Source organism: Flavobacterium sp. 83 (assembly GCF_000744835.1).
Lineage (GTDB): Bacteria > Bacteroidota > Bacteroidia > Flavobacteriales > Flavobacteriaceae > Flavobacterium.
This window is the reverse complement of record NZ_JQMS01000001.1, coordinates 1,292,561-1,305,426: the sequence shown is the minus strand read 5'-3', so window position 1 is coordinate 1,305,426 and position 12,866 is coordinate 1,292,561. Positions and strand designations below refer to the sequence as shown.

The window sequence follows — 12,866 nt, the reverse complement described above, 5'->3', positions numbered from 1 at the left end:
AAATTCCAATAAAAAACGCATCCAAATTAATGAATGCGTTCCTTATTTTGAGCCTACTATTTTATCCTTTCAGACTTGCAGACATATATTCTCTATTCATACGAGCAATATTTTCAAGAGAGATTCCTTTTGGACATTCTACTTCACAAGCTCCAGTATTGGTACAGTTACCAAAACCTTCAGCATCCATTTGACTAACCATATTTAAAACTCTGTCAGTAGCTTCAATTCGTCCTTGTGGTAACAACGCATATTGAGACACTTTTGCAGCAACAAATAACATTGCTGATGAGTTTTTACAAGTAGCAACACAAGCTCCACAACCGATACAAGCAGCAGCATCAAATGCAGTATCAGCATCTTTCTTGTTAATTGGAATTGTATTTGCATCAATTGTATTTCCAGAAGTATTTACAGATATAAACCCTCCAGCATGTTGAATCCTGTCAAAAGAACTTCTGTCAACAACTAAATCTTTAATTACAGGAAATGCTTTAGCTCTAAATGGTTCAATAAAAATAGTATCACCATCTTTAAACATTCTCATGTGCAATTGACATGTTGTAACACCTCTGTCTGGCCCGTGAGCCTCCCCATTGATATACAAAGAACACATTCCGCAAATTCCTTCACGACAGTCGTGGTCAAAAGCTATTGGTTCATCCCCTTTCATGATTAATTCATCATTCAAAATGTCAAGCATTTCAAGAAATGACATATCTGGTTCAATATGATCTATAGGATATTCAACTATTTTCCCTTCTGTAGCGGCATTTTTCTGACGCCATATTTTTAATGTAAGTTTCATCTTTTTTTAAGTATTAAGTATTAAGAGTAATCTTCAAGATTTCGAAATACTATTTATAACTTCTTTGAACTAATTTCACGTTATCAAATACCAACGGCTCTTTGTGCAATACAGCTTCACTTGGTTTTCCGGTATATTCCCATGCCGCTACGTATGCGAAATTCTCATCGTCACGTTGCGCTTCACCTTCTTCTGTTTGATATTCTTCACGGAAATGTCCTCCACAAGATTCATTACGATGTAAGGCATCTTTAGCGAATAATTCTCCCAATTCAAGGAAATCGGCAACACGAGTTGCTTTTTCTAATTCTTGATTCAAGCCATTGGCATCACCAGGAACTTTTACTTCTTTGTAGAACTCTTCACGTAAAGCAGCGATTTCTACAATTGCTTCATTAAGTCCTTTTTCGTTACGAGCCATTCCAACTTTATCCCACATAATTTTCCCTAATTTCTTATGGAAATAGTCAACAGAATGTGTTCCTTTATTGTTTATGAATTTATCAATCTGATCTTTAACCGCTTTCTCAGCAGCTATAAACTCAGGTAAATCTGTAGAAATTGTTCCCATTTTGATATCTGGAGCTAAATAATCACCTATTGTATAAGGCAATACAAAATAACCATCAGCTAAACCTTGCATCAAAGCCGAAGCTCCCAAACGGTTCGCTCCATGATCTGAGAAGTTTGATTCCCCGATAGAGAAACAACCTGGAATAGTAGTTTGTAAATTATAATCAACCCAAGTACCACCCATTGTATAATGTACCGCAGGGTAAATCATCATTGGAGAAGTATAAGGATCCTCATCTACAATTTTATAATACATCTGGAACAAGTTCCCGTATTTGCTTTTAACAATTTCAGTACCTAATTTAGTTACTAATTTAGTATCCTTAGTATCCAAACCTTTTACATATGCTTGCTCATTTCCGTAACGTTGAATAGCTGCGGCAAAATCCAAATAAACTGCTTCTCCTGTTTTGTTTACTCCAAAACCAGCATCACATCTTTCTTTGGCAGCACGTGAAGCTACATCACGAGGCACTAAGTTACCAAAAGCAGGATACCTTCTTTCTAAGAAATAATCTCTTTCAACTTCTGATAAGTCGGTTGCTTTTTTCTTTCCTTCACGAATAGCTTGCGCATCTTCTAGTTTTGCAGGAACCCAGATTCGACCATCATTACGCAATGATTCCGACATTAATGTCAGTTTCGATTGGTGATCTCCAGAAACTGGAATACAAGTTGGGTGAATTTGTGTGTAACAAGGATTTGCGAAGAAAGCTCCTTTTTTATGGATTTTCCATGCTGCAGTAGCATTAGATCCCATTGCATTAGTCGATAAGAAGAAAACGTTTCCATATCCTCCAGAAGCAATAACAACAGCGTGAGCTGAGTGTCTTTCTATTTCACCAGTAACTAAGTTACGAGCGATGATTCCTCTTGCTTTTCCATTTACAATTACTAAATCCAGCATTTCGTGACGGTTGTGCATTTTTACTTTACCACGACCTATTTGACGATTCATAGCTGAATAAGCACCCAAAAGCAATTGCTGACCTGTTTGCCCTTGCGCATAAAAAGTACGAGAAACCAAAGTTCCTCCAAAAGAACGGTTATCTAACAATCCGCCATACTCACGGGCCAATGGAACACCTTGTGCCACACACTGGTCAATAATATTTCCTGAAACTTCAGCTAGACGGTGTACGTTAGCCTCACGAGCACGATAATCTCCACCCTTTACAGTATCGTAAAACAATCTGTGAACAGAGTCACCATCTCCTTTATAATTTTTTGCAGCATTAATCCCCCCTTGTGCAGCAATTGAGTGCGCACGACGTGGTGAATCTTGAAAGCAAAAAGCTTTTACGTTATATCCTAATTCTGCTAAAGTTGCAGCAGCAGAACCTCCAGCTAAACCTGTACCAACTATAATTATATCTAAATTACGTTTGTTAGCAGGGTTTACTAAATTAATATGATCTTTATAATTTGTCCATTTGTCCGAAATTGGACCGCTAGGAATTTTTGAATCTAATGCCATTATAATTGAATATTAATGATTGAAATGATGAAAAAGTGCAATAAAAATAAATCCGAAAGGAACTACATAAGCAAATCCTAATCCGAAATTTTTCAATCCTTTAGAATATTTGTTATTAAATCCTACCGATTGAAAAGAAGAACTAAATCCATGGTTTAAGTGCAATGATAACAATACAAATGACAAGCAATATAATGCGGTGCGAACTGGATTTTCAAATTTTTCTACTAATTCAGGATAATATCTTGTTGCATCTAATGGATTAACATTTACATATTTATAAACCATTTCAGGAAACCAGAAATCGTAAAAATGCAACGCAATAAAGGCCAAAATAACTGACCCGCTCACAATCATATTTCTTGAAGCCCAAGAAGAATTTGCCGCTCCATTATTCTTTGCGTAAGAAATAGGTCTTGCACTTCTATTTTTGAAATCCAAAACAAAACCCATAATAAAGTGAAAAACAACCCCTACAATCAACACAGGCTGAATTACGAATTGAACTAATGGATTATTCCCCATAAAATGAGAAATCGAGTTAAAAGTATCGGAACTAAAGACCGACGTCATATTGATAAAAAAATGCTGTGCTAGAAACAACATCAAAAAAAGTCCTGAAAGTGCCATAGCTACTTTTTTTGCTATTGACGATTTCAATAATGCAGATTTTGCCATAAGATTTATATAATTTGTTTTAAAAAATTCTACAAAAATAAAGCAATTGGACACTAACTACAACCTTTTCGCTGTTATTTATAATGAATTTAAAGTGTTTTACACAAAACGCCAAGAAATCCTTAAAAATTCAACAAAACTGAAAAAACTGAAAAAGAAACCGTTAAACAAAAAAGAAAAAAACCTCAAATAAGGCATAACGAAATTTATCAAAAACCAACCCACAGAGGAACTAAAATCAGTAATTCCATAATTTTTATTATTATTTAATTCTAAATTAATAAAAACGCTGCATACACTCATTTTATACACTTAAAATAATTGTACCTAGACAATGCATTTTTAACTTTACACCTTAAAAATCGAATAATGAAAACAGGAATTGATTCCATCTCTTTTGATGTTGCCAAAATACACTTACCAATTAAAACTTTGGCAAAAGCCAGAAATATTGAACCTGAAAAATTAGAAAAAGGTCTTGGTTTAATCAAAATGACACTACCAGACACACATCAAGATACCGTAGTTTTTGCAGCAAACGCTTTGACAAAACTGATTCAAGAAAATAAACTGGATTTGAATGAAATTGCAAGAATATATGTTGGGACTGAAAGTGCTATCGACAGTTCAAAACCTATAAGTTCTTTTTTAATTGCCTTAATGGAACAAAAATTTGGAGAAAACACTTTATCCGAATGTGATGTAGTCGATTTTACATTTGCTTGTATTGGCGGTGTTGATGCATTGCAAAACTGTGTCGATTTTATAAAACTAAACCCTACCAAAAAAGCAATCGTTGTCAGTACTGATTTTGCCAAATACGATTTGAATTCAACTGGAGAATACACACAAGGAGCCGGAGCTTTAGCAATGTTAATCACTTCAAACCCCAGAATTATTGCTTTCGAAAATAATTGGGCAACCAGCACTAAAGGTGTTTTTGACTTTTTCAAACCATTCAGAACACTTTCAAAAGAAGCAATCACAGGAAATACAAATAACGAATCTTGGTTTGATAATCTTGAAGCCGAAATAGAAATTCACAAAGACCAACCGGTTTTTGACGGACAATATTCCAACCAATGCTATATGGATCGTACGAGAAACGCCTATTTCTCGTTCAAAAAATTAAAAAACACAAGCGAAACAATCTATAATTCATGGGAAAGCATCATCATGCATTTGCCTTATGCGTTTCAAGGACGCCGCATGTTATCTGAGATTTATGCTTTGGACGCAGAAAATAAAATTATTTCTGGAAATGAAGATGCTTCGGAATACCAGAACAAATTGAGAGGAATAAGCAAATCTGAAGAATACCAAAATTTTGTAAATGAGAAATTAATGCCTGCTGAATTAGCCTCTTCTCTAATAGGTAATTTATACACCGGTTCCATTTTTATGGGATTACTTTCTACTTTAGCACATTTTTATGACACCAATAAAGAAATAACAAATTCTAAATTTGGGTTTCTAGCCTATGGAAGCGGTTCTAAATCTAAAGTTTTTGAAGGAGAAATTCAACCTGATTGGAAAAATGCAATAGCCAACAGCAATCTATTTGAAACCTTAGAAAAAAGTTTCGAAATTGACTTCCCAACTTATGAAAAACTGCATAAAAAAGAGCAGAAACAAAGCATTCTACTTCCAAAAAACGAATGGATTCTAGACAGAATAGAAAAAGAAATCCCAAATCTATTAGGAGCACGTTATTACAAATGGGTTGATTAGATAATTTTTTAAACCAATTTATTGAAACACAAAATACGATAGACTTCAGCTTATTTTATTTTGTGTTTTTTTATATAAAATTTAACAAATTCACAACAAAAAACGATTTAATCTTAGTATTTTTGAGTAATTAAAAATATAAACCGAATTGTTATGAAATACCATCAAATTGACCGGGATTTATTTATAAAAAATCGCACTAAATTCATGGCTCAAATGAAGCCAAAAAGCGTTGCTATTTTCAACTCTAATGATATTTACCCAATAAGTGCTGATAGCACAATGCCTTTTGCACAACACCGCGATATTTTTTATTTAAGTGGAGTCGATCAGGAAGAAAGTATTTTATTGCTTTTTCCAGATGCACCTTACGAACATCAAAGAGAGATGTTATTCCTGAAAGAAACCAGCGCGCACATTGCGATTTGGGAAGGTGAAAAACTGACCAAAGAACGCGCTCTGGAAGTTTCAGGAATAAAAACAGTGTATTGGCTGCAGGATTTCGAGAAAATTCTGTTCGAAATGATGACTCATTCGGAGACTATTTACATCAATACAAATGAGCATTATCGCGCAACGGTGGAAACCGAAACCCGTGAAGCCCGTTTTGTAAAATGGTGGAAAGAAAAATATCCGGCGCACACTGTTGCAAAAAGCAATCCAATATTGCAACGTCTTCGCTCCATAAAAGAAAGCGAAGAATTGGATTTAATCCAAAAAGCATGCAATATTACCGAACTTGGTTTTAGAAGATTATTGTCATTTGTAAAACCAAATGTAACCGAATACGAAATTGAAGCCGAACTGATTCATGAATTCATTCGCAACCGTTCCAAAGGTTTTGCCTATACACCAATTATTGCTTCGGGAAATAATGCCAATGTATTGCATTACATCGAAAATAACCAACAATGCAATGCCGGCGATTTGGTTTTACTAGATGTAGCTGCAGAATACGCCAATTATTCCAGTGATATGACTCGAATGATTCCTGTTTCAGGAAAATTTACTAGCAGACAAAAGGACGTTTACGAAGCTGTTCTTCGCGTAAAAAATGAAGCAACCAAAATGCTTACTCCAGGAACACTCTGGAAACAATACCATTTCGAAGTGGGGAAAATTATGACTTCTGAATTACTAGGTTTAGGGTTGCTGGACAAAGCCGATGTTCAAAACGAAAACCCGGAATGGCCTGCTTACAAAAAATATTTCATGCATGGAACTTCCCACCACATGGGATTAGACACGCACGATTATGGAATCCTGACAGAGCAAATGCAAGCCAATATGGTTTTCACCGTAGAACCGGGAATCTACATTCCGGCTGAAGGTTTCGGAATCCGTTTAGAGGACAATGTAATCGTTCAGGAAACTGGTGAACCATTTAATTTAATGCGCAACATTCCTATTGAAGTGGACGAAATTGAAACGCTGATGAACGTTTAAAATTTCAAACTACTAATAACAAATCGGTTTACAGCAATGTGAACCGATTTTTTTTTGGGCGCAACCCAGCCTCCGTAAACTCCAGCTGCGTCGGGCTATCCGCTATAAGTCCTCGTCTCGTCAAAAAAAACGAGACTGTGGGCTTTCCGCTATTATACCTTGCGCGCTACAACGAGAAAATCTGTAATTCCAAAATTTATCTTAAAGCTGTAACTTTATAATCATCCTTCCGACTTATTTAAACACAATAAATATTTTGAAAAACATATTCTATATGTAATTTGAACCATTAATAAATTAAGAAAAATTAAGTACTGATTCTTAATGAAACTTAATTTCTTAATGGTTAAAAAATTAAATAAAAACTTAAAACACAGAAACCATGCAAGCACACGAAATAGACTACCACATTTACGGCGAGGAAATGCAATATGTGGAAATAGAATTGGATCCACAGGAAATTGTAATTGCCGAAGCGGGAAGTTTTATGATGATGGACAATAATATCCAAATGGAAACCATTTTTGGGGACGGTTCTGGGCAGGAAAACGGTTTGTTCGGTAAACTTTTAAGCGCCGGAAAAAGAGTGCTGACAGGCGAAAGTCTTTTTATGACTGCGTTCATCAACCAAAACAATACTAAAAGTAAAGTTTCCTTTGCATCGCCTTATCCTGGGAAAATAATCCCAATTGACTTGACCCAATTTGGTGGAAAATTCATTTGCCAAAAAGATTCTTTCCTTTGCGCTGCCAAAGGCGTTTCTGTTGGAATCGAATTCTCTAAAAAACTTGGTCGCGGACTTTTTGGCGGCGAAGGTTTCATCATGCAAAAAATAGAAGGCGACGGAATGGCATTTGTACATACCGGCGGAACATTAGCCAAAAAAGAATTAGCCGCAGGCGAAATACTAAAAGTCGACACAGGATGTATTGTAGGTTTTACCAAAGATGTCGATTATGACATTGAGTTTATTGGCGGCATCAGGAATTCCATTTTTGGTGGCGAAGGTTTGTTTTACGTCAAACTTCGCGGTCCCGGAACGGTTTACGTACAATCTTTACCTTTCAGCAGATTAGCGGATCGAATAATTGCTTCTGCTCCAAAAGCTGGCGGAAACAGTCGAGATGAAGGCAGTTTACTGGGTGGATTAGGAAGTTTGCTCGATGGCGATAGACGATTTTAAATTTTACAAACGGCTTGCAGAAATGGGAGCCGTTTTTATTTTAAAGGAAGCTGAATTTGCGGCAAAGGTTTACAAAGTGTTTTGTTCACAATTTTTGACCTCATTAATTTCTTCTTATTAAAGTGCCTTGAAATATTTTGAATTATTTCAGTGTAATTATCTTTAATCACTTTCCCATTCTCATCTTCTGTTTCATGATAAAAAACCTTGATAGAGCGACAGTTATTATGTTCAAAAACAGTATTCAATAATGTTCTATCCGATAATCCGCAAGAATGCCCCATAATCAGAACTTGGAATTTATTAGCATCAATAAAATCAAGTAGATTTTTATAATTAGAGTTCTGCAAGTATTGAAATGATTTAAAATTCTTTAAATATTCATTATCATCTAAATTTTCGATTATATTATAATCTTCATCCATTTCATCTCCGAAACCAAAATTAATTTTGTTACTATTATCATTCAATCTTCCGTGAATTTGTAAATTTTCAATTTTCCCAAAACTCCTATCTTCTCCATGTTCTTTAGTAAAACTTATATACTTATCAATAGTTTTTGTGTAATTAAAATTCAAACAATAAGTAATTACTTCCTTTATTTTATTAGGACTATATTCTTTATAAAAATCCTTTAATTCTATTTGATCTTGACTTGGGAATTCTAAAAAATATTCATCTGTACCTCTATTAATTTTTAACAAATCAGAAATAGTTGCCATTCTTTCTTCATCTATAATTATTTTATCATTGAGATATTTTTCTAAACTATCTCTTACTTGATTAAACTCAGTGTTAAGTTTTATTATATTATTGTTTCTTAAAATTTCAAATTCATATTTATCTACTAATGTATTTACAGGTTTTAAATTAACAATACCTTTCAATTGTTTGTAATATTCATTTTCAACATCAACCCAATTCTGAATCGATTTCTGATTAATTAATCTAAAAAAAATATTTTTATAATTAAGAATATGAGCTCTTGGATATTTTCCAGTTAGAATATTATTGCCATATTCCGTATAAATTTCAGCTTCAGAAAACTTTACTTCTTGATTAAGTGCAATAAATTGTTTTGATATACAATCAATATTTTTGACATTCTCGAACTCTACCTTAGAGTTACAATCAAATGAAACAAACTCATCATTATGATTTGAATCTTTGATTCCTCTCCAATAGTCATCAATAAAATCTTTGTAAGAAGTCGGTAATCCGTGCGCTAAATCAAATCCGTTTCCAATAATCACAAGTCTGTTCATATTTATAAATGCTTTTCTCAAATATACTATTTTTAATACAAGTGCATTCATGAATTGCTTACATGACCTTATATTTCTCAAATGGTTAAAAAAATAAAATGTTACTTTTGTAGACTAAATTCCCATTTTGAAACAAATTCTCTTTAAAAACACCAACATCTCCTATTCCGATACCGGGAAAGGAACCGCTATTGTCTTACTTCATGGTTTCCTGGAAAACAAAGGCATGTGGGATTTTTATATTCCAGAGTTTGCTAAAAAAAACCGTGTCATCACGATTGATTTATTGGGACATGGCAAATCGGAATGTTTGAGTTACGTACAAACGATGGAAGATAATGCTGATGCGGTTCATGCCGTTTTATCGGAACTGCGCATCCGAAAAGCCATTTTTGTAGGACATTCTATGGGCGGTTATGTAGCTTTGGCATTCGCCGAATTGTATTCTAGCACTGTAAAAGGATTAGTTTTATTAAACTCAACCTCAAGAGCTGATAGCGAAGATCGAAAAATAAATCGGGATCGAGCTATTAAAGCAGTAAAACAATCTTTCATCAATTTTATATCACTTTCCATCGCAAACTTATTCAGCGAAACCAATCGAGAGCGACTTTCGTCAGAAATTGAACAAGTAAAAAAGGAGGCTTTAAAAACGCCTTTGCAAGGAATCGTAGCCTCGCTAGAGGGAATGAAAATTAGAAAAGACAGGGAAGTTTTATTGCACCTTACCCCCTACCCAAAACTTTTGATTCTGGGCGAAAAAGATCCTGTTTTAAATTACGAAGAGACCAAAGAACAGATAGAAAACACTACTGTACAATTTATAACTTTTCCAGACGGACACATGAGTCACATTGAGAACCAAGACCAGTTATTAAGCGTATTGTTATTGTTTTTGAAAAGTATCTAATTAATTTTTTCTTCAAAAGGAATATTCTGATCTAAAATTTCGCTTAATAAAAGAACCATTTGTTCGAGATAATTACTCAAAATTTCTTCATTTATAATTGCATTTATTTCTTTGTCTTCTTTAAAATTAAACGGAAGAAATCCCGCTTTTAAATTCTTGAAAGAGATAATTCCGGCTTCAATTGGCTTGCCTTTTGCTTCGTGCTCATACATATAAGCATACGCCAGCACTTGAATGATTTTGTCGCTTTTAATGTCTTCAGTTAATCCTTTCCAGGATTTCAAAGTGACACTTACTTTCTCTACTTTTCCGGTTTTATAATCGATAATTCGAATTATTCCGTTACGTTCTTCAATTCGATCCACATTTCCTTTTATCAATACCGGAAAAGGCAAATTCGGATGATTTAAAATTCGCTCAAAAGTTTGTTCCAAAGCTAGAATTTTTATTGCATCGCCGTTTTTAATACTTTCCAGTTCCACTTTCAGGAAATTTGAAACGTTCCGTTTAGCAACTTCAAACGCCAATAAATTTCTTCCTTTTTTTATTTCACCTTCTTTATAAACCAATTTGAATTGCTGAAGAACCTCAGCATCAATTTGTTTGAAACAATTTAAAATATTACTTTCTGAAATAAATTTACCAATAAATGGCTCGTACAAAACTTTTAGTGTTTCGTGGATAATGGTTCCCAAAGTATTCAAAGCAATATTTTCCTCGACTTCTTCGACTTCGCTGATGCGTAAAATCTTCTGGAAATAAAACTGAATCGGATTCCGAATATAACTCGTCAATGCCGATGGAGAAAACCCTTTTTCAGCAATTTCCTTCAATCGCACCATCACACTTTCCGATTTTGGAATTACCATCGGCTGATATGCCGTTTCAGGTAACACAGCATTATAAATTTCGTGTGTAAGAGTATGATTATTTTGTTTTTCTACTTCTAGTTGCGTTATGAATCTACTTTTTTCTCCGGCATCAAGGCCTTCACTTTCGGTATTGTAAAGCAAGTAGATATTTTTGGCGCGTTGCAACAAATGATAGAAATGATAGGTATAAATGGCATCTTTTTCTTTGAATGTCGGCAAGCCTAATTCGCGTTTCACATCATAGGGAATAAATGAATTCTGAGATTTCCCTGCTGGAAATTTCCCTTCATTCATCGAAGTGACAATAACGGTGTCAAAATCCAAAACACGACTTTCTAAAACGCCCATAATCTGCAAACCATTCAACGGTTCTCCTTCAAAAGAAACTTCCGCTAAATCAATGACTTGTTTGTAAATGGCATAAAGCGTTTCTATTTTATCAATATGTTCGTGTTTCGAATAATAATTAATCAGTTTATTAATCACTTTGAAAATAGCAAAAACAAAAGCTTTAGTGATTTTTTCTTCTTCATTATCGTTGCTTAAATTTTCTTTTATGGTTTGCAATAATTTAGAAATCGTCTTCAATACCGGAATCGACCCATTTTCCCATTTTTGGAATAACAATAAAAACAACTCACTTGGAATTGCATTCAATTCCATTAATTTATCATGCGTAATAAAAGTATAATTGTTTTGATTGATAATCTTGACCAGAGAACTGATCTTTGCATACGGTTCCACTAAAGGATGCGTCAAAATATCCAATACATCTTTGTAATACAATACATAACTTTTGGCATTTCTTGACAACGCATTCGTGTGCATTTTAAATAATTTGGCAATCAAAATCTGAGCCGGATTGTTCTTACTTGAATAACCCATAGTAATATTCAAAGCGCCAACGCTTGACGGCAACGAATATAAAAGCGGAACCAAAAGATTTTCCTCGCCAAGAACCACAGCTACTTTATCTAGCTTTCCATTTGGATTTTCATTAATTACATTTTCAATAATACTTCCGACTATTTTGGCTTGACCAATTGTTTTAGGCGTTCCAATAACCTGAATGTTTTTTGTGTGCGAAAAATCATTTACGATCCATTCAAACGGATGCTGTTTATAATGTTTCCAATTTTCTTTGAAACGGCGTACAAACAATCCTGCATCATGATAGGGATCATTTAGAAAAGTTTGATCTACATCCCAATATATTTTGGCTTGATCAAAAGCAATAAGGTGTTGGATTATTTTTTCTTCGGCGGCATTCAATGCATTAAAACCTGCAAACAGAAATTGTTTGTTTTGTACTGAATTCGAAAAATGGTTTAAATTGTTTACCGCTTCTCTGTAAATCAAACCTTGATAACCGATTCCTTTATTCAATAAATGAGTATAAAGTGATTGATAGTAATTAGGCAGAAGTTTCCAAAAATCAATGTATTTCTCTAATAATGTAGTCTTATTTTCGACTTCGACTCCCCATTTTTTGATATCTTCAATATCCTTCAGATAAGAAAGAACATGTGACGGGTCTAATAAATACCGATCGATTTCATTAAAATCCTGTAAAAGCGTTTTCGCCCAATTCGCAAATAATTCAAAGGATTGTTGATTTGCTTTATCAGTAACTGACAAATAGACTTCATAGAATTCGAATAATAGTTCTATCGGATCAATCGTACGAATGCCCGCTATGTCTTGAACAAAATCTTCAATACTTATAATTTCAGGAGAAAAAATATTTGAGGTTACCTGATTTTTCAGTCCTTCAATTAAGAAGATTTTTGCTCGTTTATTTGGTAAAACTACAATAGTATTCGAAAGATTATCTAAATAGTTTTCAATTAGAACGGAAGCTATTTTATCTAAAAAAGAAGTGTTTGTCATTTTATAAAAATAAAAAAAACGCCCCGATAAATC

Annotated in this window: 9 protein-coding genes; 4 read left to right on the top strand and 5 right to left on the bottom strand. The window is 34.0% G+C overall.

Annotated elements, in window-relative coordinates; translation table 11 throughout:
• Nucleotides 1-61 precede the first annotated feature (61 nt).
• The 3 genes from T410_RS05650 to T410_RS05640 are packed head-to-tail and all read right to left on the bottom strand — an operon-like array spanning nt 62 to nt 3,536.
• Nucleotides 62-808: a succinate dehydrogenase/fumarate reductase iron-sulfur subunit gene (locus T410_RS05650; protein ID WP_035669336.1), complete on the bottom strand. Its 747-nt coding sequence runs from the start codon at nt 806-808 to the stop codon at nt 62-64.
• 49 nt (nt 809-857) lie between these two features.
• Complete coding sequence (locus tag T410_RS05645; protein ID WP_035669333.1) at nt 858-2,858, bottom strand: fumarate reductase/succinate dehydrogenase flavoprotein subunit; 2,001 nt, start codon at nt 2,856-2,858, stop codon at nt 858-860.
• Nucleotides 2,859-2,870: 12 nt separating this feature from the next.
• A complete protein-coding gene (locus T410_RS05640; RefSeq protein WP_035669330.1) occupies nt 2,871-3,536 on the bottom strand; it encodes a succinate dehydrogenase cytochrome b subunit in 666 nt (221 codons plus the stop codon).
• Between the two features lie 369 nt (nt 3,537-3,905).
• On the opposite strand from T410_RS05640, the gene T410_RS05630 reads away from it, so the two are divergent.
• From T410_RS05630 to T410_RS05620, 3 genes are all read left to right on the top strand, one after another.
• Nucleotides 3,906-5,267, top strand: a complete 1,362-nt coding sequence (locus tag T410_RS05630) for a hydroxymethylglutaryl-CoA synthase family protein (protein WP_035669326.1) — start codon at nt 3,906-3,908, stop codon at nt 5,265-5,267.
• A gap of 153 nt (nt 5,268-5,420) precedes the next feature.
• Nucleotides 5,421-6,713, top strand: a complete 1,293-nt coding sequence (locus T410_RS05625; protein ID WP_035669323.1) for an aminopeptidase P family protein — start codon at nt 5,421-5,423, stop codon at nt 6,711-6,713.
• A 382-nt stretch (nt 6,714-7,095) separates the two neighbouring features.
• Nucleotides 7,096-7,896, top strand: a complete 801-nt coding sequence (locus tag T410_RS05620) for a TIGR00266 family protein (RefSeq protein WP_035669320.1) — start codon at nt 7,096-7,098, stop codon at nt 7,894-7,896.
• Between the two features lie 35 nt (nt 7,897-7,931).
• On the opposite strand, the gene T410_RS16710 is transcribed toward T410_RS05620, so the two are convergent.
• Nucleotides 7,932-9,182: an AbiH family protein gene (locus tag T410_RS16710; protein WP_193743727.1), complete on the bottom strand. Its 1,251-nt coding sequence runs from the start codon at nt 9,180-9,182 to the stop codon at nt 7,932-7,934.
• 106 nt (nt 9,183-9,288) lie between these two features.
• On the opposite strand from T410_RS16710, the gene T410_RS05610 reads away from it, so the two are divergent.
• The gene (locus T410_RS05610; RefSeq protein WP_035669318.1) at nt 9,289-10,071 is read left to right on the top strand and encodes an alpha/beta fold hydrolase; all 783 of its coding nucleotides are present in this window, start codon (nt 9,289-9,291) and stop codon (nt 10,069-10,071) included.
• Here T410_RS05610 and T410_RS05605 read toward each other — a convergent pair.
• Nucleotides 10,068-12,833 carry a PD-(D/E)XK nuclease family protein gene (locus tag T410_RS05605; RefSeq protein ID WP_035669315.1) on the bottom strand — a complete coding sequence of 922 codons (2,766 nt, stop codon included), beginning with the start codon at nt 12,831-12,833 and terminating at the stop codon, nt 10,068-10,070. The two genes, T410_RS05610 and T410_RS05605, sit on opposite strands and share 4 nt — an antisense overlap.
• Nucleotides 12,834-12,866: the final 33 nt, after the last annotated feature.

Coding starts and splice junctions, on each gene's coding strand:
- T410_RS05650 (WP_035669336.1), bottom strand. CDS start 808: ATGAAACTTACATTAAAAATATGGCGTCAGAAAAATGCCGCTACAGAA.
- T410_RS05645 (WP_035669333.1), bottom strand. CDS start 2,858: ATGGCATTAGATTCAAAAATTCCTAGCGGTCCAATTTCGGACAAATGG.
- T410_RS05640 (WP_035669330.1), bottom strand. CDS start 3,536: ATGGCAAAATCTGCATTATTGAAATCGTCAATAGCAAAAAAAGTAGCT.
- T410_RS05630 (WP_035669326.1), top strand. CDS start 3,906: ATGAAAACAGGAATTGATTCCATCTCTTTTGATGTTGCCAAAATACAC.
- T410_RS05625 (WP_035669323.1), top strand. CDS start 5,421: ATGAAATACCATCAAATTGACCGGGATTTATTTATAAAAAATCGCACT.
- T410_RS05620 (WP_035669320.1), top strand. CDS start 7,096: ATGCAAGCACACGAAATAGACTACCACATTTACGGCGAGGAAATGCAA.
- T410_RS05605 (WP_035669315.1), bottom strand. CDS start 12,833: ATGACAAACACTTCTTTTTTAGATAAAATAGCTTCCGTTCTAATTGAA.